Source organism: Streptomyces sp. CB02009, from assembly GCF_001905825.1.
Taxonomy (GTDB): Bacteria; Actinomycetota; Actinomycetes; order Streptomycetales; family Streptomycetaceae; genus Streptomyces.
The window spans coordinates 325,544-347,928 of the sequence record NZ_LIVV01000007.1 but is presented as its reverse complement, the minus strand read 5'-3'; the positions used below and the strand labels follow the sequence as shown (position 1 = coordinate 347,928).

Genomic DNA, 22,385 nt, shown 5'->3' with positions numbered 1-22,385 from the left:
ATGAAGCTCACTGTCGTGGGGGGCGGTTCCACCTACACCCCCGAACTGATCGACGGCTTCGCGCGGCTGCGCGACACCCTGCCCATCACCGAGCTCGTCCTCGTCGACCCGGCCGCGGACCGGCTCGACCTGGTCGGCGGTCTCGCCCGGCGGATCTTCGCCAAGCAGGACCACGAAGGGAAGATCACCACCACCTCCGACCTCGACGCCGGCGTCGACGGCGCCGACGCCGTCCTGCTCCAGCTGCGGATCGGCGGACAGGCCGCCCGCGAACAGGACGAGACCTGGCCCCTGGAGTGCGGCTGCGTCGGCCAGGAGACCACCGGAGCCGGCGGTCTCGCCAAGGCGCTGCGCACGGTCCCGGTCGTCCTGGACATCGCGGAGCGGGTCCGGCGCGCCAACCCGGACGCCTGGATCATCGACTTCACCAACCCGGTCGGCATCGTCACGCGCGCGCTGCTCCAGGCCGGCCACAAGGCCGTCGGCCTGTGCAACGTGGCGATCGGCTTCCAGCGGAAGTTCGCCGGACTCCTCGGCGTCGCCCCGTCCGAGGTCCACCTGGACCACGTCGGGCTCAACCACCTGACCTGGGAGCGCGCCGTACGCATCGGGGGCCCCAAGGGCGAGAACGTGCTGCCCCGGCTGCTCGCCGAGCACGGCGACGCGATCGCCGACGACCTGCGCCTGCCGCGCCCGGTCCTGGACCGGCTCGGCGTCGTCCCCTCGTACTACCTGCGCTACTTCTACGCGCACGACGAGGTCGTCCGGGAGCTCGGCACCAAGCCCTCGCGGGCCGCCGAGGTCGCCGCGATGGAGAAGGAACTCCTGGAGATGTACGGGGACCCGGCGCTCGACGAGAAGCCGGCCCTGCTCGCCAAGCGCGGCGGCGCCTTCTACTCGGAGGCGGCCGTGGACCTGGCGGCCGCCCTGCTCGGCGGCGGGGGTTCGCCGTACCAGGTGGTCAACACGTACAACAACGGCACGCTGCCGTTCCTGCCGGACGACGCCGTCATCGAGACGCAGGCCGCGGTCGGCACCCACGGCCCCGCGCCGCTGCCGGCCGCGCCGGTGGACCCGCTGTACGCCGGTCTCGTCGCGAACGTCACGGCCTACGAGGACCTGGCGCTCGAAGCGGCGCTGCGCGGTGGCCGCGACCGGGTCTTCAAGGCCCTGCTCGCGCACCCGCTGGTGGGCCAGTACGCGTACGCCGACGGGCTCACCGACCGGCTGATCGCGCACAACCGGGAGCACCTCGCGTGGGCGTGAACCTGAACGGCGTGCTCCTCGCGATCGACGCGGGGAACAGCAAGACCGACGTCGCGGTCCTCGCCCAGGACGGCACCGTCCTCGGCGCGGCGCGCGGCGGCGGGTTCCAGCCGCCGGTGGTGGGGGTGGAGACGGCCGTCGACACCCTGGCGGAGATCGTCGGGCGGGCCTGGGCGGAGGCCGGCGGCGCCGGTCTCCCCCCGACGTTCGCCCATGTCGCGGCCTGTCTCGCCAACGCCGACCTGCCCGTCGAGGAGACCGCGCTCCAGGCAGAACTCCTCCGCAGGGGCTGGAGCCGGTCGGCGCGGGTGCACAACGACACCTTCGCGATCCTGCGGGCCGGGCTCGACGAGCCGCGCGGCGTCGCGGTGGTGTGCGGGGCGGGCATCAACTGCGTCGGTATGACCCCGGACGGCCGGACCGCGCGCTTCCCCGCGATCGGCAAGATCTCCGGGGACTGGGGCGGCGGCAGCGGCATGGCCGAGGAGGCGCTCTGGTTCGCGGCGCGCGCCGAGGACGGTCGCGGCGAGCCGTCCGAGCTGGCGCGGGCGCTGCCGGCGCACTTCGGTCTGGAGTCGATGTACGCGCTGATCGAGGCGCTGCACCTGGGACTTGTGCCCTTCGAGCGGCGGCACGAGCTGACGCCGGTCCTGTTCCGGGTGAGCGCGGACGGCGACCCGGTCGCGCTGTCGCTGGTGCACCGGCTCGCCGAGGAGGTCGTCGCGCTGTCGGCGGTCGCGCTCGGGCGGCTCGGACTCCTGGCGGAGGAGGCGCCGGTGATGCTGGGCGGCAGCGTGCTCGCCGCGCGGCATCCGCAGCTGGAGGAGAGGATCCGTGAACTCCTCGCCGAGCGGGCGCCGAAGGCCGTCATCGGCTTCGTGACGGCGCCGCCGGTCCTCGGGGCGGGGCTGCTCGCCCTGGACGAGGTGGCGGCGGGCCCGGAGGCGGCGGCCCGGCTGCGGGAGCACTACGGGGCCTGAAGGACCTGCGGGGGTGTGGTCGCGGGGCGTCTCCTCTGCCGGAGGAGACGCCCCGCAGGCATGTTCACCTGTTCGAGCGAGGGCCGGTACGGAACCGATCACGGCCTCGTGACGTATTCAGAGTGAGGGGATTCGCCCCTCGATGTCGAGGGGCTCGCCCCTCGGCATGAGGGGGTTCGCCCGCGGATGTGCCGGGGGCATACGGCACGATAAGAACAAGATCCAGTCAATCCCGGTGTGCGGACGGCCCCCTGCGGCCATACTGCAGGCCGGACCGGCCGAAGTCGGCGACCCAGGGGGAGGTCACGTGACACACCCGCCGAACGCACCCGCCGCCCCGGCGGCGCGGAGCACGGCGCAGGCGCCCGCGCGCCCGGCCGGCGTACCCGCGCAGCCGTCGCCCGCGCCGGGCTCCGCCCCGCCCGCGGGGCGCGGCGCCTGGGCCGTGGGACGGGAGCGGCTGCGGGTCGCCGCGACGACCGAGCCCGGCCGGCTCCAGATCCTCGGGGCCGTTCTCGCGCTGCTCGTCGTCGCGTTCGGAGCCGTCACCGCCTTCCAGGTCGACGACCGGACGACCGCCGCCGACGACGTCGTGAGCCGCAGCCAGCCGCTGTCCGCGGACGCCGCCGCGATCTACCGGTCCCTCGCCGACGCGGACACCACCGCCGCCGGCGGCTTCCTCGCGGGCACCCTGGAGCCCGCGGAGTCCCGCGCGCGGTACGACCGGGACATCGCCACCGCGGCCCGACTGCTCGTCAAGGCCGCGGCCGGCACGGACGGTTCGGGCGAGTCGGCCCGCGAGATCGCCACCCTCAACGAACAGCTCCCGCGCTACACGGGCCTGATCGAGCGCGCCCGCGCCGCCAACCGGCAGGGACTCCCGCTGGGCGGGGCCTATCTGCGGTACGCCAACCAGCAGATGACCAGCACCCTGCTGCCCGCCGCCGAGCGGCTGTACGAGGCCGAGACCGTGCGGCTCCACGAGGACGACGAGTCGGCCCGCGCCTGGCCGCTCCTCGCCCTCGGCCTGGGACTGCTCACCCTCGCCGCCCTGGCCTGGGCCCAGCGCCGCACCTACGCGCGGACGAACCGGGTCTTCAACCACGGGCTGCTCGCCGCCACCGCCGCCACGCTGACCGTGCTGCTCTGGCTGCTCGCCGCGCACACCGTCGCCCGCAGCGGCCTCGACGACGCGCGGGAGCACGGGCAGGAGTCCCTCCAGTCGCTCAACACGGCCCGGATCGGCTCGCTCACGGCCCGCGCCAACGAACTCCTGACCCTGGTCGCCCGCGGCGCCGTCCTCACCGAGGACGGCAAGAACGACAAGTACGAGGCCGAGTACACGTCGAGCTCGGGCACCCTGACGGACGCGCTCGCCGTGGCGCGGGAGCTGGCCGACGACGACGCGGGCCGCGGCCCCGTCGACGAGGCCGCCTCGCGCACGGCGGAGTGGAAGCAGCGCCACAAGGACGCCCGCGCCAAGGACGAGGCGGGCGACTTCGAGGGCGCCCTCGGCCGGATCGTCGGCTCCGGGGAATCGACGGGCCAGACCTTCGACCAGGTCGACGCCGCCCTGGACCGCGCCCTGGCGCACGAGCAGACCGAGTTCACCCGCTCCGCCGGGGACGCCAGGGACGCGCTGACGGCCCTGCCGCTCGGCGCGCTGGCCCTCGGGATCCTGGGCGCGGCGGGCGCCGTGCTCGGCATCAACCGCAGACTGTCGGAGTACCGGTGAGAGGGGGCGGGATGCCGAAGGGCACGTACCCGCTGGTGCGGCGGACGGCGCAGCGCTTCCGGGGCTGGGGCGGGGTGGCCGCGATGGCCGTGGCCTGCGGGCTCACCGCCTCGCTCACCCTGCTCCCACTGACCCACGAGGGCGGCGACGCGGCGGCCGCGCCCGGCGGCCCGGGACCCGGCGTCGGCACCGGGGTCCAGGTCAAGGCGGACACCTGCGACAAGCCCTGGGCCTCCCTCACCCCCTCGACGGCGGACGGACCCTCGATCGAGGCGATCAAGCAGCGCGGGAAGCTCGTCGTCGGCGTCGACCAGTCCAGCTACCGCTGGGGCTACCGCAACCCGGAGACCCGCGCGCTCGAAGGCTTCGACATCGACCTGGCACGTGCCATCGCCAAGGACATCCTGGGCAGCCCCGACGCCGTCATCTTCCGGGCGATCCCCACGAACCAGCGGATCGCCGCCCTCGACAGCGGCAAGGTCGACCTCGTCGTGCGCACCATGACGATCAACTGCAAGCGGATCCAGCAGGTCGCCTTCTCCACCGCCTACTTCCAGGCCGGCCAGCAGGTCCTGGCGCCGAAGCTGGCCACGGGCATCACCGGCTACGACACCTCGCTGAAGGGCAAGCGGGTCTGCACCGCCGAGGGCTCCACGGCCTACGAGGCCCTGGAGGAGAAGTCCTTCGGCGCGCTCTTCAAGGACGAGGGCGACGGCACCAAGGACGACAAGGACCTGCTGACCGTCCCCAACCAGCTGGACTGCCTGGCCAGGCTCCAGATGGGCGAGGTCGACGCCGTCGTCACCGACAACGCCCTGGCGGCCGGCCAGGCCGCCCAGGACCCGGCGGTCGAGCTGAAGGGCACCCCGTTCACCACCGAGTTCTACGGCGTGGCCGCCAAGCTCGGCAACGACGACCTGGTCCGCCGGGTCAACCAGGTCCTCGTGGGCTACCGCCAGGGCCCCTGGCAGCAGGCGTACAAGAACTGGCTGGAGAAGGACCTGCCCGGGATAACCGGGCCGCCCGCTCCCCTGTACAAGTAGCGCCGGGCAGCCCCGTACGAACAGCCCTGTACACGGAGAGGAAGAGGTGATCGATGGGCGTCACGGGACCCCCTGGGCCGGTGATGGACCGGGACGAGGCGGACCGTGCGCTGGCGCGCCTCGGAGCCGAGCACAAGGCGGTCGAGGACTCGCTCCTCGCGCTCCAGGACCACGCGGGCCGCAGGCTGCTCGAAGGGGCGGAGCTGACCGGCACGACCCGGGACCGCTGGACGGCGACCGAGCGGACCATCACCCTGCTCTGGACCTGCTTCGACGTGTACACCGGCGCCCTCCGGGACGCCCGCGAGGTGCGCGCCCGGCGCCGCTGGCCCGGCCGTGAGGAGCTCGCGGAGCTGACCGACCGGCTGCGCGGCGAGAGCGTCCACGTGGCGGGCGGGGCGGGTGAACAGGGGCTGCTCACCGAGCGGTTCACCCTGGAGGGCCTGGTCCGGCGGATGAACGAGCTGTACGCGTCCTCGCTGGACGTGGTGGTGACCGCCGACGCGGTCTGGTCGGCGCTGCCCGCCCGGATAGACCTCCTCGCCGCCGAGCTGGGCCGGACGCGCTCGCTCGCGCACTCGGTGGGCGTACGGCCCGGGGAGCACCCGGCCGGCGACGAGCTGGAGGACATCACCGCCGAGCTGGCGGCGCTGCGGTCCCAGGTCGTCACCGACCCGCTGGCCTTCTGGCGCCCGGCGAGCGGGAGTTCGGCGCCCGGCGGGGGGCGCCCCGACACCGAGCGGTACGACCGGGCGGCCCTGGCCCTGGAGGACATCCGGCGGGAGATCGAGGCGGTGCTCGCGGTCCGGCAGGACTCCGAGGACCGGCTGCTCCGGCTGCGGGACGTGCTGTCGCGGGCGGACCGGACGCTCGCCGAGGCGCGGGCCGCGCGCGGCGAGGTCCTCGCGAAGATCGCCGCCTCCGAGGTGCCGGCCGTCAGCGGGCCGCCGATCGTGCTCCAGGAGCGGCTCGTGGCCGCGGCCGAGTACCGCAGGCACGCCCAGTGGCACCGGCTCTCCCCGCTCCTGGAGTCCCTGGAGCGGGACGCGGAGGACGAACTGCTGCGCGCCCGGGAGTCGCTGACCGCGGTGACGGCCCCGCTCGCGGTCCGGGCCGAACTGCGCGGCAGGCTCGACGCGTACAAGGCGAAGGTGGCGCGGCTCGGCGCGGCGGAGGACCCGCTGCTCGTGGAGCGGTACGACGCGGCCCGGCGCATGCTGTGGAGCGCGCCCTGCGACCTGCGGGTCGCGGAACAGGCCGTACTGCGCTACCAGCAGGCGGCGGCGGACGTACTGTCCGGCCCGGGAGACGCGGGAGGACGACAGTGGTGAGCGGGGAACAGTGGTGAGCGGCGGGGAGACGGGCGTGGGGAGCTGTCAGCGTCCTTCGTGCGAGGGTTCGTACGAGGACATGGGAGGCGGCGAGCTGTACTGCGACACCTGCGGCCTGGCCCCGGTGGTCGCGGCCGGAGGGCTCATCGGCTCGACGCCCACGGGGGTGGCCGTGCCGGGCAGAGGCACGGGCACGGGCAGTGTCGGCGGGGGCGGCTCCGGCGTCGGGGGGCCGGACTCCGGCTCCTCGCGGAGCAGTTCGCGGGCGTCGTCGCGGGCCTCGTCGCGCTCCTCGACCTCACGCCGTTCGGTCTCCGGGCGGCTCTCGCGCTCGCTCTCCGGGGCCTCGTCCACGTCCCGCTCGGTGTCGGTGCGCAGTTCCGGCACGTCGACCGGTCAGTCCGCGCGCAACCGGCTGGGCGCCGGCCTGGTGTCGATCCCCGAGGTGCCGCGTCCCGACCCGCGGGTGGCGGTCATGGACAACCCGGAGGTTCCCGAGCGGAAGCGTTTCTGCTCCCGTTCCGACTGCGGTGCGCCCGTGGGCCGTTCGCGCGGTGAGCGGCCGGGCCGTACGGAGGGCTTCTGCACCAAGTGCGGGCACCCGTACTCCTTCGTGCCCAAGCTGCGCGGTGGGGACATCGTCCACGGCCAGTACGAGGTCGCGGGCTGTCTCGCGCACGGCGGCCTCGGCTGGATCTACCTCGCCGTCGACCGGGCCGTCTCCGACCGCTGGGTCGTGCTCAAGGGCCTGCTCGACACGGGCGACCAGGACGCCATGGCCGCCGCGATCTCCGAGCGCCGCTTCCTCGCCGAGATCGAGCACTCCAACATCGTCCGCATCTACAACTTCGTCGAGCACCTCGACCAGCGCACCGGCTCCATGGACGGCTACATCGTCATGGAGTACGTCGGCGGCAAGTCCCTCAAGGAGATCGCCAACGACCGGCGCACCCCGGACGGCCGCCGCGATCCGCTGCCGGTCGAGCAGGCCTGCGCGTACGGCATCGAGGCCCTGGAGGCGCTCGGCCACCTGCACAGCCGCAACCTGCTGTACTGCGACTTCAAGGTCGACAACGCCATCCAGTCCGAGGACCAGCTGAAGCTCATCGACATGGGCGCGGTCCGGCGGATGGACGACGACGAGTCCGCGATCTACGGCACCGTCGGCTACCAGGCGCCGGAGGTGGCCGAGGTCGGGCCGTCGGTCGCGAGCGACCTGTACACGGTGGCGCGCACGCTCGCGGTGATGACCTTCGACTTCCAGGGCTACACGAACGTCTTCGTGGACTCGCTGCCCGACCCGGACAACATCGCGGTCTTCCGGACGTACGAGTCGTTCTACCGCTTCCTGGTCCGCGCCACCGACCCGGACCCGGCACGGCGGTTCGCCTCCGCGCAGGAGATGGCGGAGCAGCTGACGGGTGTGCTGCGGGAGGTCGTGGCGCTGCAGTCGGGGCGGCCGCGGCCCGCGCTGTCGACGTTGTTCGGCACGGAGGTACGGGTCACGGACACGGCCCTGTTCGCCGAACTGACGGAGGACGTGTCGCTGCTCGGGGCCCGCCGGGGACGCAAGCGACCCGCGCTGCCCGCGCTGCCCGCGGGGGTGCCGGGGGCCGCGGGCGCGCCGGGGGCTGCCGGTGCGGTGCCGGGGGCCGCGGGTACGTCGGGTGCCGCCGGTGCTCTGCCGGGTGCCTCGCATGCGCCGGGGGCCGCCGCCGGGCCCGGGACCGCTCTTCCGGCCGGTTCCGGTGGCGCGGCGCCCGTCCCGCTCGGGGCGCTGCTCGCGCCGCTCGACACGCCCGCGACCGCGCTCGCGCTGCCCGTCCCCCGCGTCGACACGGGCGACCCCAACGCCGGCTTCCTCGCCGGTCTCGCCGCCGCCGCGCCCGGCGAGCTGCTCGCCGCGCTGCAGGCCGCGCCCGCGCCCTCCGCCGAGCTGCGGCTGCGGACCCTGCGGGCCGAGCTGGAGCTGGGCGACCTGCCGTCCGCCGCCCGGACCCTGGCCGGTCTGGAGGAGCGCGACCCGGACGACTGGCGGGTGGTCTGGTACCGGGGCGTCGCCTCCCTGGTGACCGGCGACCACGAGCACGCGGCGCTCGCCTTCGACGCGGTCTACGACGCCTTCCCCGGCGAGCCCTCGCCGAAGCTGGCCCTCGGGATCTGTGCCGAGGTGCTGGGCCAGCTGGACAACGCCGCCGAGTACTACCGCCTGGTGTGGGCCACCGATCCGAGCTTCGTCAGCGCGGCCTTCGGGCTCGCCCGGGTGCAGCTCGCCGCCGGGGACCGGATCGGCGCGGTACGGACGCTGGAGTCCGTGCCGGAGGCCTCGATCCACTACACGGCGGCGCGGGTCGCGACCGTGCGGGCGCGGCTGCGGCGGCGCCCGGCGACGGAGCCGCTCGCCGCCGATCTGACGGCGGCCGCCGCGCAGGTGTCGGCGCTCCAGGGCTTCGGTCTGGACGCCGTGCGCCGGGAGCAGTTGTCGACGGAGGTCCTCGGGACGGCCCTCGACTGGGTACTCTCCGGGAGTCCCGGTGCGGAACCGGGCGGCGGCGCGCTGCTGCTCGGGAGTGAACTGGACGAGCGCGGACTGCGCTTCGGCCTCGAACGCTCGTACCGGGTGCTGGCCCGGCTCGCCCAGCGGGGCGAGGAGAGGATCGAACTGGTGGAGCGGGCCAACCGCTTCCGCCCCCGGACGTGGGTGTGAGGATGTCCCAGAAGCCGAAGCCGTCGCACGGCCTCACCGTCTGCCCGGACTGCGCGGAACCGCTGGAGTCGGGTGACCGGTTCTGCGGGGCGTGCGGCTACGACCTGGCGGCCGTGCCGGCCGCCGAGGTCGAGCCGGACCGCCCGACCGTGGCCATCGGCACCCCCGTGGCCTGGCCGGACGCCCCGCCCCGTGACCCGGGTTCGCTGTCGACCGCCACCCAGCACCCGGGCGACCTGCCGGGCACCGACTCCGGTGGCCGGGACCTGCCCACGCTGGCGGTCCGCACGGACGGGCCGGTGCCGCCGGGCACCGATCCGGCCGGGCGGACCACGGCGGGCAGCGGTGACTTCGAGCTGGCCGCGCCGGACCCGCGCGCGGCGGTACGGGTGGACCCGACGCAGGCCGCACCCGCGCCGTCCCCCGCACCGGCGCCCGCGCCCTCTCCCGTACCGGCGGCTCAGGATCCGGCTCTGGATCCGGCTCAGGCCGCCGATCCGGCCGTCGCCCCCGCCACCCCCGGCTCCGCCCTGTGCGTCGCCTGCCGGGCCGGCCGGGTGGACACCGACGGCTACTGCGAGAACTGCGGGCACGCGCAGCCCCGCGAGCGCGACCACATGGAGCGGGAGCTCGGCGGTGTCGCCGCCGTCTCCGACCGGGGGCTGCGCCACCACCGCAACGAGGACGCGTTCGCCGTGTCGGCGACCACCCTCCCGGACGGCTCCCCCGCCGTCCTCGCGATCGTCTGCGACGGGGTGTCGTCGGCGACCCGGCCCGACGAGGCGTCCGCCGCCGCGGCCGAGGCGGCCGGCGCCTCGCTGCTCGCCGCGCTGCCCCGGGGGACGCACCCCCAGCAGGCGATGCACGAGGCGATCGTGGCCGCCGCCGAGGCCGTCAACTCCCTCGCGGAGGAGCCCGGTCAGGACGGCGCCGAGCACGACCCGCACCGCCACCGCAACGCCCCGGCCTGCACCATCGTGGGCTCCGTCGTCGCCGACGGCCTGCTCGTCGTGGGCTGGGTCGGCGACAGCCGCGTCTACTGGGTGCCGGACGACCGGGCCACCCCGGCCGCCCGGCTCACCGAGGACGACTCGTGGGCCGCGCAGATGGTCGCGGCCGGTCTGATGAACGAGGCGGAGGCGTACGCGGACGAGCGGGCGCACGCGATCACCGGCTGGCTCGGCGCCGACGCGTACGAACTGGAGCCGCACACGGCCGCGTTCAAGCCCGACCGGTCCGGTGTGGTCGTCGTCTGCACGGACGGCCTGTGGAACTACGCGGAGGGCGCCGCCGACATGGCCAGGGTCGTCCCGGCCGACGCGTCCGACCGGCTGCTGCACAGCGCCCAGGTCCTCGTCGGCCACGCCCTGGACGGCGGAGGCCACGACAACATCACGGTCGCGCTCGTGCCGTTCACCGTCGCTCCCCCAGGGGCAGGATCCGCCTGAGCGGTGCCCGATCCCCCCGTCCCTCCACCGATTGACCGTTGTTGCCCGAGGAGCCGTAACAGATGGCGAACTTCTCCAAGTCGACCGTGCCGCAGTTCTCGGTGGACGTCTACCAGAACGAGTTCCTGCCCGAGGGCGGCCGGGACGTCAGCGCGATCGTCACGGTCACCTCGACCGGCGGCGGGACCACGGGCCGGCAGCCGCTCGCCCGGGTGGGCGGCGGCACGGCCGGTGTCGTGATCATGGTCGACTGCTCCGGCTCGATGGACTACCCCGCCACCAAGATGCGCGGTGCCCGTGAGGCGACCGCCGCCGCCGTCGACACCCTGCGCGACGGCACGGCCTTCGCCGTCGTCGCCGGTACGCACGTGGCGAAGGAGGTCTACCCGGGCAACGGCGGGCTCGCCGTCGCCGACGCCAGGACCCGGGCCGAGGCCAAGGAGTCGCTGCGCCGGCTGAGCGCGGGCGGCGGCACGGCCATCGGCACCTGGCTGCGGCTCGCGGACCGGCTGCTCTCCTCGTCCGACCACCTCACGATCCGGCACGGCATCCTGCTCACCGACGGCCGCAACGAGCACGAGTCGCCGGAGGAGCTGCGGGCCGCGCTCGACGCCTGCGCCGGCCGCTTCACCTGCGACGCGCGCGGGGTGGGCACCGACTGGGAGGTCAAGGAGGTCACCGGGATCGCCTCGGCGCTCCTCGGCTCCGCCGACATCGTCGCCGACCCGGCCGGCCTCGCCGCCGACTTCACGACGATGATGGAGCAGGCGATGGGCAAGGGCGTGGCGGACGTCGTGCTGCGGCTGTGGACCCCGGTGGGGGTGGAGATCGCCTATGTGAAGCAGGTGGCGCCGACGGTCGAGGACCTGACCGGGCGCCGTACGGAGGCCGGGCCTCGCGCCGGGGACTACCCGACGGGCTCCTGGGGCGACGAGTCCCGTGACTACCACGTGAGCGTGCGGGTCCCGCAGGCCGCGATCGGCCAGGAGATGCTGGCGGCCCGGGTCTCCCTGATCGCGCCGGACCCGCTGGGCGGCGATCCGAAGCCGCTGTCCCAAGGACTGGTACGGGCGGTGTGGACCGACGACCTGGCGATGTCGACGTCGATCAACCCGCAGGTCGCCCACTACACGGGCCAGGCCGAGCTCGCGGACGTCATCCAGCAGGGGTTGGATGCCCGCAAATCGGGCGATCACGACGGCGCGACGGCGAAACTGGGTCGCGCCGTGCAGCTCGCGGCGGCCTCCGGCAACGCGGATACGGCGAAACTCCTTTCGAAGGTGGTCGACGTCGTCGATGCGGCGACCGGTACTGTGCGTTTGAAGGCGAAGGTCGCGGAAGCGGACGAGATGACACTCGAGACCCGCTCCACCAAGACCGTTCGCGTCAAGAGGTAGCCCGGCCACGGGCCGGACGACGAGAGGGGGGAGCACCGACATGCCGACCTGCCCGAACGGACACCAGTCGGTCTCCGACGACTGGTGCGAGGTCTGCGGCCATCGCATGGCCGGGGCGGGTGCGCCGACGGGTGCCGTACCGCCGCCTCCCCCGCCGCCGCCCCCCGCGTACGGATATCCCGGCCCAAGCGGCCCGGCCGGCCCCGGTGGCTACGACGCTCCCGGCGCTCCCGGCGGCTTCGGCCCCGGTGGCGACCCGAACGCGACGGCCCAGGCCGAGCTCTGCCCGCAGTGCCGGACGCCGCGCGAGCCCATGGCGCCGTTCTGCGAGGAGTGCCGCTGGAACTTCCTCACCAACACGGCGACCTCGTACACGCCGGTGGCCCCGCAGAACGTGCCGTCCGCGCAGCGCCCGGCGGGCCCCCCGCCCGGTCTGAACCTGCCGCCGGGCTTCCAGTCCACGCCGCCGGGACCGCCGGGACCGCAGCAGGGCCACCCCGGCCAGCAGCAGGGCCAGCCCGGTCCGCAGGGCCAGCCCGGTCCGCACGGGCAGCAGGGACCGCCGCCGGGGCAGGACCCGTTCGGCTACCAGGGCTCGCGGCCCTCGCAGGTGAACCGCCCCGCCGAGCCGCTGGGCGGCGACCCCACGCACCACCAGGCCCCGCCGCAGCGCCCGCCGGCGCAGCAGCCGCCCGGCCCGGCCGGTCAGGGCGTCCCCTTCGGCGCGCCCGGTCAGAGCGACCCCTTCGGTCCGCCCGGTCAGGGCGGTCCTTTCGGTCCGCCCGGTCAGCAGCCGCCCGCGCCTCCGGCGTACCTCCAGACCCCGTCCGCTCCGCCGGCCGCGCCCCCGAGCGCTCCGGCGCCGCCCGCGCCGCCGCAGCCGCGCGCGGACGACGACTGGGTGCTCTCGCCGCCCTCGCAGCACCAGGCACCGCCGCCGCCTCAGCAGCACCAGGCGCCTCCGCAGCCGCCGCAGCACCAGGGACCCCCGCCGCACATGGCGCCCCCGCCTCAGCAGCAGCAGTTCCAGGCACCCCCGCAGCAGCAGTTCCAGCCGCCGCGGCAGCCGCTCGGCTGGACCGCGGTCATCGGCCCGGACCGCGAGTACTTCATGGCGATGATGCAGCGCAGCGGTCCGGAGGCCGGCGGGCTGAACCTGCCCGCGTACTCGCCGGACAAGCACCTGCCGCTCCAGGGCAACCAGATCTCCATCGGCCGTCGCCGGCACTCCACCGGCGAGTCCCCGGACATCGACCTGGCGGTGCCGCCGGAGGACCCGGGCGTCTCGCACCAGCACGCCGTGCTCGTGCAGCAGCCGGACGGCTCGTGGGCGGTGGTGGACCAGAACTCCACCAACGGCACCACGATCAACGGCGGCGAGGAGCCGATCCAGCCCTACGTCCCCGTCCAGCTCCAGGACGGCGACCGGGTGCACGTCGGCGCCTGGACGACGATCACGATCCGGGTGGGCTGAGCCCCTCCCGGAGCAGGGGCCAGGCGTACGGCCCTCCGGGGTCGTCCAGCCAGGCCCACTGACGCTCACCGCTGACCGTCACACCGAAGCGCTCCCGCTCGGGCCGCCCCTCGCGCAGCCAGAGCGAGAGCGCTTCGTTCCTGTCCAGGGCCCGGTCGACCAGCCCCCAGAAGAAGCGGAAGCGCTCGTCCCCGGCCGGGCCGTGGCGCGGGACCCGTTCCGCGACGCCCCGCAGCGCCACGAAGTACGCCGACGTCGCGAGGAACCGTCCCTCCGCCCGGGTGGCGTCGTGCACCCGCAGCAGGAGGAGCCCGGTGGAGAGCGGGGCGAGGACGCGGGCTCCTGGTCTGCACTGGGCGAGCAAGGCGTTCGGGACCGAGGGCATCGCGCAGGTCGCCACGATCCGGTCGAACGGGGCGCGCTCCGGGCAGCCGCGGGCTCCGTCGGCGGCGAGCACCGTCGGCCGGTACCCGGCGGCGGCCAGATGGGTCCGGGCGGACTCGGCGATCTCCTCGTCCAGGTCGACGGTGGTGACATGCTCCGCGCCGAGGCCGTGGCAGAGCAGGGCGGCGTTGTAACCGGTCCCCGCGCCGATCTCCAGGACGTCGTCCCCCTCGCGGACGTCGAGGGCCTGGAGCATCAGGGCCATCAGGGAGGGCTGGCTGGCGGAGGAGACCAGTTCCCCGTCCCGTACCCGGGTGGCGAGGGCGGTGTCCGCGTAGGCCCCGCTCAGCCAGCGGTCCCGCCGCTCGGGGTCGGGGTCGCCGGACCAGATCCGCTCGTAGCCGCCGGTGCCGGGGACGTAGTAGTAGGGCACGAAGAGATGGCGGGGGACCTCGGCGAAGGCCCGTCGCCAGCGGGCGTCGGCCGGCCCGCCCTCGGCCTCGATCTCCCGCACGAGCGCCCGTCGCGCCCGCGCGCCGGCCTCGGCGAACTCGTCCCGCCGCTCACCCATGCCTCCACTGTCCCGCCGCCCGGGGGCCCCGGCGAGCGGTCCTCGTCCTCCGGTCCTAGGGCGGGGCATCTGAGACGATGGAATGGTGAACGAGATTCCCGGGGAAGCAGTGCAGGAGCAGACCTTCTACGAGCAGGTCGGGGGCGAGGAGACCTTCCGCCGTCTGGTCCGCCGTTTCTACGAGGGGGTCGCGGGGGACCCCCTGCTCCGCCCGATGTACCCGGAGGAGGACCTGGGCCCGGCGGAGGAGCGGTTCGCACTCTTCCTGATGCAGTACTGGGGCGGCCCCCGCACCTACAGCGACCACCGCGGCCACCCGCGCCTGCGGATGCGCCACGCTCCGTTCGCCGTGGACCGCGCGGCCCACGACGCGTGGCTCCGCCACATGCGGGCGGCGCTGGACGACCTCGCCCTGGCCCCGGAGCACGAGGCCGAACTGTGGCGCTACCTGACGTACGCGGCGGCGTCGATGGTGAACACCGAAGGCTGACGGCCCCTCACGGCCACGTCACCGAGCCCCTCACCGCCCCGCCACCGAGCACCTCACCGAGCCCCCTCACGGACGGACACATTCCGGAGTCGGAACCCCGAATAACGGTCACGATCGGATCAAGGTGCGCCCGCAAGCGGTTTCCAGCGGCACATGCACTCTGAAAGCATCCGAGAGAAGTTTCGGGAGCGTTCGGCACATGTTCGACGTGCGCACCGTGATCAGGGTGGCCAGGGGGATGGGTGACGGGGTTCGTATTTCTGCGCGTCAGGGCGCACCGGCTGCTGCTCTCCGCGGCACTGCTCGCCGTGCTCCTGACGACCTCGGTGCTCGCCGCCCTCGCCTCGTTCTCCGGGACGATCGGGGACGCCGCGCTCCAGGCGGGGCTGCGGGGGCGTTCCGCGGCCGCCGCCTCCCTGCTCGTGAGCGGGCAGGTGTCCGCCGCCAAGCGGGCGGACGCCGAACAGGCCGTCCAGGAGGGGATGCGGCAGACCTTCGACGGGCTGCCCGTGACCGTACGACGGCTCGAACGCTCGGGGCCGTACGCGCTGCCCCGGAGCCTTCAGCCGCCCGCCGCCCGTAAGGGCGACCCCGACCTGACGCACTTCGCCGCGCTCGACCGCTCGCGGCTCTCCCTCGTCAAGGGCGCCTGGCCCGCGGCCGCCCGCACGGCCGGTGTCGTCGAGACGGCGCTGCCCGAGGAGGCCGCGCGGCGGCTGAAGGTAGCGCCCGGGGCGGTGCTCGACCTCACCGACCGGCTCGACGCCCGGAAGGTGAAGGCCCGGGTCACCGGCGTCTACCGGCCCACCGACACCGGCGACCTGTACTGGCAGCTGGATCCGGCCGGCGGCCGCGGTGTGCGGACGGTCGCGTTCACGACGTACGGGCCGCTGCTCGTCGACCCGGCCGTCATGACCTCCGGGGCACTGACCACCGGCGAGACGGCCTGGCTGGGCTCCGCCGACTTCACCGGCTTCACCACCGACCGCATCGACGCCCTGCGCGGCACCGCGACCGAGGGCCCGAAGGCGCTGGCCGGGGCCACCGACCGGTTCGGCACGACGATCACCGCGGCCACCGCGCTGCCGACCGTCCTGGAGCAGACCCAGCGGTCCCTGCTCGTCTCCCGCTCCACCCTGCTGATCGTCGCCGTCCAGCTGATCCTCCTCGCCGCGTACGCGCTGCTGCTCGTCGCCCGGCTGCTCAGCACCGAGCGGTCCGGGGAGACCGCGCTGCTGCGGGCCCGCGGTGGCTCGCGCCGCCGGATCGCCGGGCTCGCCGCCACCGAGGCACTGCTGCTCGCCCTGCCGGCCGCACTCGCCGCCCCCCTTCTTTCCGGACCGCTGACCAGGCTCTTCGCCGAGCAGTCCGCGCTCTCCTCCCTCGGCGTACGGCTCGACACGTCCCCGTCCCTCCAGGTGTGGCTGGTGGCCGCCGCCGTCGCCCTGTGCTGCGCCGCGGCCGTCGTCGCGCCCGCGCTCGCCGCCGGGGACGGCTCCGTCGTCTCGCTGCGCCAGGCCCGCTCGGCCTCCCTGCCCGGTCCCGTGCGGGCCGGGGCCGACCTCGGTCTGCTCGCCGTCGCCGCCGTCGCCTACTGGCAGTTGCAGCGGCCCGCCGCCGCGGGCGGCACCCTCGGCGCGGACGGGGACGGCGGCTCCATCGACCCGGTGCTCGTCGCCGCGCCCGCCCTCGCGCTGCTCGCCGGCACCGTTCTGACGCTGCGTCTGCTGCCGCCCGCCGCCAAGCTGGCCGAGCGGCGCGCGGCGGGCGGGCGCGGCCTCTCCGCCGCCCTGGCCGGCTGGCAGTTCAGCCGCCGGCCGCTGCGCGGCGCCGGACCGGTGCTGCTGCTCGTCCTCGCCGTCGCGATGGGCATGCTGGCCATCGGGCAGAGCGGTTCCTGGGAGCGTTCGCAGCGCGACCAGGCCGACTTCCGGGCCGGCGCGGCCGTCCGCGTCCTCAGCGCGGGCCCCGGCGAGCCCACCGAGACCGAGCAGCTGGGCGCGGTGCCCGGCGTCCGCGCCGTCGCCCCGGTGCACCGCACCAGCATGGACCTGACCGGCAGGAACGCGACCATCCTGGCCGTGGACACCCGCAACGCCGCCGACGGCATGCTGCTCCGCCCCGACCTCGCCGACGTCCCCGTCCGCTCCCTCCTCTCCCCCCTGGCTCCCAAGGCCACCACCCGGCCCGGCCTCCCGCTGCCCGCCGGCACCCGGTCGCTCACCGCCGACCTGCGGCTCGCCGAGCCGAAGGGCGACGCCCGGGTCACGGCGGTCCTGGAGGACCCGACCGGCGTCCCGTACCGACGGTCCCTGGGGACGCTGCCCGACGACGGCCGCACGCACCGGCTGACCCTCGACGTCAGCGCCATGACCGCGGGCCCCGGCAGCACCGGGGGCGACCGCGGCTCCGCCGGGCTGCTCACCCTCGTCGGTCTGGAGTTCGCCGGAGAGATCACCGCCGACGCGAAGGGCACCCAGACCCTCCGCGCGGAGCGGTTCGGTGTCGTCGGCGCGGACGGCGCCGAGAAGGTCCACGCCCCCGCGACGGTCCTCGCCCCCTGGGCGCACTCCTTCGAGCAGACCAGGCAGGGCGACCTCCAGAACCCCGTCCCCACCTCCGGCGTCCCCGGCGCCGCCGGCCCGGGCGGCCGCCCCGCCCCGTACGTCCTCACCTTCGCCGTCTCCGGCACGCCGCTGAGCGAGATGTTCTGGTCGGCGGAGGAGTACACCGTCCGCATGAAGGCCCCCGGGCCCAAGGCGCCCCGACGTCTCCCGGCCGTCGCCACCGGATCCTTCATGACCGCGGCCGGGGCGAAGCCGGGCGACGTGATCGAGGTCGCCCTCGGCGGCCGCCGGATCGACGTCACCGTCTCCCGCGTCGTCGAGGAACTGCCCACCACCGGCCCGGGCGCCCAGGCCGCGTCCGCGAGCAGCCCGGTCGCCACCCCCGAGGACGGCGGCACGATCCTCCTCGACCTGTCCTCCGTCAACCAGTACCTGTCCACCGGTGAGGCCTCGACCGTGGCGGCGACCGAGTGGTGGCTGACCGTCGACCCCGGCCGGGCCGACGAGGTCGCCGCCGCCCTGCGCGCCCGGCCCAACGCCGACCCCGCCCAGGTGCTCGTACGCGACGAGGTCGCCGCCGAACTGCTCGGCGACCCGCTCGGCGCCGGCCCCAACGCCGCGCTCATGGCGGTCGCCGCCGCTGCCGCCGCGCTCGCCGCCGTGGGCTTCGCGGTCGGCTCGGCCGGCGCCATGCGGGAACGGTCCGCCGAGTTCGGCGTCCTCCGGGCGCTCGGCGCACCACGCCGCCGCCTCGCCCGGCTGATCGCCGCCGAACAGGGACTCCTCATCGGCATCGGCCTGCTCATCGGCATCGGACTCGGCACCGTCCTGGCCCGGGCCGTGGTCCCGCTCGTCGTCCTGACCGGCCAGGCCGCCCGGCCCGTACCTCCGGTCCTGGTCGAACTGCCCCTCGGCCAGGTGGCCCTGCTGCTCGTCGGCGTCGCCGCGCTGCCGCTCGCCATGGTCGCCGCGATCGCCCTGCGGCGCACCGACCCGGCCGTGACGCTGCGCCACCAGGGGGAGAACTGATGCCCGGCCAGGCCGGGGAGCACCCGGACGAGGGCACGCACGAGGGTCCGCAAGAAGGCCCGCACGCGGACCCGATCCGGGAGAAGACCCCCGACACACCCGCCGTACGCAGGAAGGCACCCGACATGTCCCGGTCCCGGTCGCCCCGGTCGCCCCGGTCCGAGCAGCCCGCCCGCGCCGTGGCGCCCTGGGTGCGGACCCGGCTGCGGACCGCGCCCTGGGCCGCCGCCTCCCTCGCCGCCCTCGTCCTCGTCACCGCCTACCTCGCGGCGGCGCTGCCGCGCGCCGTGGACGCGTACGAGACCGAGGGGCTGCGGCACGACATCCGGACCGCCGCGCCCCGCAACAGCGTCCTCGAACTGACCGCCGAGCCGCCCGGCCTCGAACTCGACCTGCCCGTCCGCGAGGCGGGCCTGGCCCCCGCCGTGCTCCGGAAGCAGCGCGACGAGGCGCGCGCCCTGCTGCCCGAGCCGCTGCGGACCGACCCGGAGCAGACCGTCCACGGCCTGCGCACGGTCAAGCGGGTCGACGGGCTCGACCCGTGGCTGCCCCGGCCGGACGGCATCTCCCCCGAGTTCGTCCTCTCCTCCCCGTCGGACCTGGCGGAACACGCCACGCTCCGCGCGGGCCGCCTCCCCGCGGGCACGGCCCGCGCACCCGAGGCCGCGGTGACCGTGAGGACCGCCGAGGCGCTGCGCCTGAAGCCCGGCTCCGTCGTGCACGTACCGGGCCGGGTCAGCGCGGAACCGATCGCGCTGACGGTCACGGGGATCGTGGAGCCGCGCCGCCCCGAGGGCCCGTACTGGGCGGTGGAGCCGCTGCTCCGCACCCCGGCGCTCGCCCCCCTGGTCGGCGACGAGATCAAGTACTACTGGCAGGGAGCGCTGCTGCTCTCCCCCGGCTCGGCGCCCGCGATGCTCTCCACCACCGGTGAGCCGGAGGTCTTCTTCCGGTACATGCCCACCAGCGGGCATCTCACCGGGCGGGACACCGACCGCCTCGGCGCGGCGCTCGACTCGGCGGCCGGCGGCCCCGATCTGGTCAAGCTGCGCGAGGTCGTGGGGCCCACCGGTGCGCTGCTCACCGAACTCGACGAGATCGTGGACGGCTACGGTTCGATGCGCGAGGCGATCAGCCCGGTCGTGGCCGTCGCCGTCTTCGGCATCGGCGCGGTCGCGGCCGTCGTCCTCGCCATGACGGGCGGGCTGTTCGTGGCCCGCCGGGACAGCGAGCTGGCCCTGATCCGCTCCCGGGGCGCCTCGCTCACCGGCATCGGGCTGCGCCTGCTCGGCGAGACCTCGGCGGTCGCCGTACCGGCCGCGGCCCTCGCCCTGGCCCTCGCGGTGGTGACCGTACGGGGAGCCGACGGCGGGTCCGGCGGGATCCCGCTGCCGCCCTCGGTCCTCGCCGCCTCCGCCACCGCCCTCGTCGCGATGCTGGTCCTGCCGCTGCGGGCCGTCGTCGTGCACCGGCGCCCGCGGCTGCACGGCGGTCGCGACGACCTGCTCACCGCCCGCCCCTCCCGGCGCCGCACCGTCCTCGAACTCACCCTGCTCGTCCTGGCCGTGGGCGCGGTCGCCTCGCTGCGGCTCCGCGGCACCGCGGACTCCGGGGACCATCTGGTGAGCGCCGCACCGGTGCTCGTCGGCCTGATCGCCGCCATGGTGCTCGTACGGATCTATCCGCTGCCCCTGCGGTGGGCGGCCCGACCGGCCCGCCGGCTGCGCGGCGCCGTCGGCCCGCTGGCCCTGGCCCGCGCCGGCCGCGCGTCCTCGGCGGGCACCCTGCCGCTGCTCGCGCTCGTCCTCGCCCTGACCACGGCGGCCTTCGGCGGCTCCGTCCTGGCCGGCGTCGCCGACGCCCGCGACCGGGCCGCGCTCCTGGCCACCGGAGCGGACGCCCGGATCGACGGCTCGGTCGAGTGGACCCCGGTGCCGGCCGACCTCACCGAAGCGGTGCGCGGGACGGCGGGCGTACGGGACGTCGCGCCGCTGCAGATCGAGTACGGGGTGTCGCTGCCGTCCCCCGGGAACTCCTCCGCCCAGCCGATGAGCTCGGCGCTCGTGGGCGTCGAGCCCGGCTCGTACACCCGGCTCGCCCGGCGGACCGATTCCGGCGACTTCCCGGCGGCGCTGCTCGCGTCGACGGGCCAGGGCGGCAAGGAGGCCGCGGCGGACACGGAGCGGGTGCTGCCCGCGATCGCCTCGCCCTCGGTCGCCCGGCGGCTCGGCGGCGCGCCGCAGGAGATCGTGTCGGCGGCCGGGGTGTTCCGGGTGAAGGTCGTCGCGGTCCGGTCGCACACCCCGGCCCTGCAGGGGGCCGACTTCCTGCTGGTCAACGCCGCCGACCTCACCCACCGGACGAACACGGCCCTGCTCGTCACGGGTCCGGCGGACGGGGCCGCGCTGCGGGCCGTGGTGAAGGCGAAGTCCGACGCGCTCCTGGTGTCGATGCGGGCCGAGGAGCGGGCCGGCTACGTGGACTCGCCGCTCCAGTCGGGTGCCGAGCGGATCTACCTGGGCGCGATCGGCGCGGGTGCCGGGTTCGCCGTGGTGGCCGTCCTGCTGTCGCTGATGCAGAGCGCGCCGGAGCGCACGACGCTCCTCGCGCGGCTGCGGACGATGGGTCTGACCCGCGGGCAGGGACGGCGGCTGCTCGGTCTCGAGGCGCTGCCCCAGGCGGTGCTCGCGGCGGTCGGCGGCACGCTCGTCGGCTGGGCGACGGTGCCGCTGCTCGCGCCCGGCATCGACCTGTTCCGGCTCGCGCTCGCGACGACACCGGGATTCGCCCCGCTGGACAGCGCGCCGCTGCGGGCGGACCCGTGGTCGCTGGTGGTGCCGGCGGTCGCGGTCGTCCTGATCACGGCGGTGGCGGCGGCCGGACAGGCCTGGTGGGCGGGACGCAAGGGCTCGATCAAGGAACTCAGGGCAGGAGACGCACGATGACGAAGACCGACACGTCGATCCGGGCCGGTGCGGCCGGGTCCGCCTCCGACCCCACCACCCTGGAGGAACTGGAGCGGAAGGCGACCGCCCGGCGCGACCGGCCCTCGTACGGCCATGACGCGCTCATCGCCTGCGACCGTCTCGTCCGGATCTTCACCACCGACGGGGTGGAGGTGCAGGCCCTCCAGGGGCTCGACCTCCTCGTGAAGGAGGGCGAGTTGATGGCCCTGGTCGGGGCCTCGGGTTCCGGCAAGTCGACGCTCATGAACATCCTCGCCGGCCTGGACGTGCCGACCGCCGGCGCGGCCCGGGTCGCCGGGGCCGATCTGCTCGCGATGGACGGCAAGGCGCGGCTGCGCTACCGCCGCGAGGTCGTCGGCTTCGTCTGGCAGCAGACCGCCCGCAACCTGCTCCCCTACCTGACGGCAGCCCAGAACGTGGCGCTGCCGATGCAGTTGAAGGGCCGCGCGAAGCACAAGGCGGAGCGCGCCGAGGAGCTCCTCGCCATGCTGGGCATCGCGGACGCCCGCGACCGGCGGCCGCACCAGCTCTCCGGCGGCCAGCAGCAGCGGGTGGCGATCGCGGTCGCGTTGGCCAACAACCCGGCCGTGCTCCTCGCCGACGAGCCCACCGGCGAGCTGGACTCGGCCACCGGCGAGCAGGTCTTCGCGGCCTTCCGCCGCGCCAACGAGGAGCTGGGCACGACGATCGTGATCGTCACCCACGACCAGGCGGTCGCCTCCGAGGTCCGCCGCACGGTCGCCATCCGCGACGGCCGCACCTCCTCGGAGGTCCTGCGCCGCACCGAGGTCGACGAGCAGGGCAAGGAGTCCCTGGTGGCACGGGAGTACGCGATGCTCGACCGGGCGGGCCGGCTCCAGCTCCCGGCGGACTACACCCAGGCCCTCGGCATGGAGCACCGGGTGGCCCTGGAACTGGAGCAGGACCACATCGGGGTGTGGCCGGACGACGCGGAGGCCTGAGCAACCGGGAGCCGCCACCGGACGTCCCTCCCTGC

Annotated in this window: 14 protein-coding genes; 13 read left to right on the top strand and 1 reads right to left on the bottom strand. The window is 75.2% G+C overall.

Features of this window, described 5'->3' with window-relative positions; all coding sequences use genetic code 11:
* The 9 genes from AMK27_RS28290 to AMK27_RS28250 all read left to right on the top strand — a co-directional run bounded on the left by AMK27_RS28290 (position 1) and on the right by AMK27_RS28250 (position 13,381).
* Positions 1-1,266, top strand: coding sequence for a 6-phospho-beta-glucosidase (locus AMK27_RS28290; RefSeq protein WP_073913872.1), 1,266 nt, complete (start codon positions 1-3; stop codon positions 1,264-1,266).
* Complete coding sequence (locus AMK27_RS28285; RefSeq protein ID WP_198955948.1) at positions 1,257-2,246, top strand: N-acetylglucosamine kinase; 990 nt, start codon at positions 1,257-1,259, stop codon at positions 2,244-2,246. Before AMK27_RS28290 ends, AMK27_RS28285 begins: the two co-directional genes overlap by 10 nt.
* 307 nt (positions 2,247-2,553) lie before the next feature.
* Positions 2,554-3,981, top strand: a complete 1,428-nt coding sequence (locus AMK27_RS28280) for a hypothetical protein (protein ID WP_073913868.1) — start codon at positions 2,554-2,556, stop codon at positions 3,979-3,981.
* An 11-nt stretch (positions 3,982-3,992) separates the two neighbouring features.
* Entirely contained in the window at positions 3,993-5,024 is a 1,032-nt protein-coding gene (locus AMK27_RS28275; protein WP_073913864.1) for a glutamate ABC transporter substrate-binding protein, read from the top strand.
* 53 nt (positions 5,025-5,077) lie between these two features.
* Positions 5,078-6,355, top strand: a complete 1,278-nt coding sequence (locus AMK27_RS28270) for a hypothetical protein (protein ID WP_198955947.1) — start codon at positions 5,078-5,080, stop codon at positions 6,353-6,355.
* Between the two features lie 79 nt (positions 6,356-6,434).
* Positions 6,435-9,062, top strand: coding sequence for a serine/threonine-protein kinase (locus tag AMK27_RS28265; RefSeq protein ID WP_073913861.1), 2,628 nt, complete (start codon positions 6,435-6,437; stop codon positions 9,060-9,062).
* A gap of 2 nt (positions 9,063-9,064) precedes the next feature.
* Positions 9,065-10,510, top strand: coding sequence for a PP2C family serine/threonine-protein phosphatase (locus tag AMK27_RS28260; RefSeq protein ID WP_198955946.1), 1,446 nt, complete (start codon positions 9,065-9,067; stop codon positions 10,508-10,510).
* A 62-nt stretch (positions 10,511-10,572) separates the two neighbouring features.
* Positions 10,573-11,907, top strand: coding sequence for a vWA domain-containing protein (locus AMK27_RS28255; RefSeq protein WP_073913853.1), 1,335 nt, complete (start codon positions 10,573-10,575; stop codon positions 11,905-11,907).
* 40 nt (positions 11,908-11,947) lie between these two features.
* Positions 11,948-13,381 (top strand): FHA domain-containing protein, encoded by a 1,434-nt coding sequence (locus AMK27_RS28250; protein WP_073913850.1) that lies wholly within the window; start codon positions 11,948-11,950, stop codon positions 13,379-13,381.
* On the opposite strand, the gene AMK27_RS28245 is transcribed toward AMK27_RS28250, so the two are convergent.
* The gene (locus tag AMK27_RS28245; protein ID WP_073913846.1) at positions 13,362-14,336 is read right to left on the bottom strand and encodes a methyltransferase domain-containing protein; all 975 of its coding nucleotides are present in this window, start codon (positions 14,334-14,336) and stop codon (positions 13,362-13,364) included. The two genes, AMK27_RS28250 and AMK27_RS28245, sit on opposite strands and share 20 nt — an antisense overlap.
* A gap of 85 nt (positions 14,337-14,421) precedes the next feature.
* Here AMK27_RS28245 and AMK27_RS28240 point away from each other — a divergent pair, with 85 nt between their 5' ends.
* The 4 genes from AMK27_RS28240 to AMK27_RS28225 all read left to right on the top strand — a co-directional run bounded on the left by AMK27_RS28240 (position 14,422) and on the right by AMK27_RS28225 (position 22,350).
* A complete protein-coding gene (locus tag AMK27_RS28240) occupies positions 14,422-14,826 on the top strand; it encodes a globin (RefSeq protein WP_073914503.1) in 405 nt (134 codons plus the stop codon).
* A 242-nt stretch (positions 14,827-15,068) separates the two neighbouring features.
* Positions 15,069-18,422: an FtsX-like permease family protein gene (locus AMK27_RS28235; protein WP_073913842.1), complete on the top strand. Its 3,354-nt coding sequence runs from the start codon at positions 15,069-15,071 to the stop codon at positions 18,420-18,422.
* Positions 18,423-18,547: 125 nt separating this feature from the next.
* A complete protein-coding gene (locus AMK27_RS28230) occupies positions 18,548-21,367 on the top strand; it encodes an FtsX-like permease family protein (RefSeq protein WP_073914498.1) in 2,820 nt (939 codons plus the stop codon).
* Entirely contained in the window at positions 21,364-22,350 is a 987-nt protein-coding gene (locus AMK27_RS28225; protein WP_073913839.1) for an ABC transporter ATP-binding protein, read from the top strand. Before AMK27_RS28230 ends, AMK27_RS28225 begins: the two co-directional genes overlap by 4 nt.
* The last annotated feature ends 35 nt before the right edge of the window (positions 22,351-22,385 follow it).

Coding starts and splice junctions, on each gene's coding strand:
- AMK27_RS28290 (WP_073913872.1), top strand. CDS start 1: ATGAAGCTCACTGTCGTGGGGGGCGGTTCCACCTACACCCCCGAACTG.
- AMK27_RS28275 (WP_073913864.1), top strand. CDS start 3,993: ATGCCGAAGGGCACGTACCCGCTGGTGCGGCGGACGGCGCAGCGCTTC.
- AMK27_RS28270 (WP_198955947.1), top strand. CDS start 5,078: ATGGGCGTCACGGGACCCCCTGGGCCGGTGATGGACCGGGACGAGGCG.
- AMK27_RS28265 (WP_073913861.1), top strand. CDS start 6,435: ATGGGAGGCGGCGAGCTGTACTGCGACACCTGCGGCCTGGCCCCGGTG.
- AMK27_RS28260 (WP_198955946.1), top strand. CDS start 9,065: ATGTCCCAGAAGCCGAAGCCGTCGCACGGCCTCACCGTCTGCCCGGAC.
- AMK27_RS28255 (WP_073913853.1), top strand. CDS start 10,573: ATGGCGAACTTCTCCAAGTCGACCGTGCCGCAGTTCTCGGTGGACGTC.
- AMK27_RS28250 (WP_073913850.1), top strand. CDS start 11,948: ATGCCGACCTGCCCGAACGGACACCAGTCGGTCTCCGACGACTGGTGC.
- AMK27_RS28245 (WP_073913846.1), bottom strand. CDS start 14,336: ATGGGTGAGCGGCGGGACGAGTTCGCCGAGGCCGGCGCGCGGGCGCGA.
- AMK27_RS28230 (WP_073914498.1), top strand. CDS start 18,548: ATGTCCCGGTCCCGGTCGCCCCGGTCGCCCCGGTCCGAGCAGCCCGCC.
- AMK27_RS28225 (WP_073913839.1), top strand. CDS start 21,364: ATGACGAAGACCGACACGTCGATCCGGGCCGGTGCGGCCGGGTCCGCC.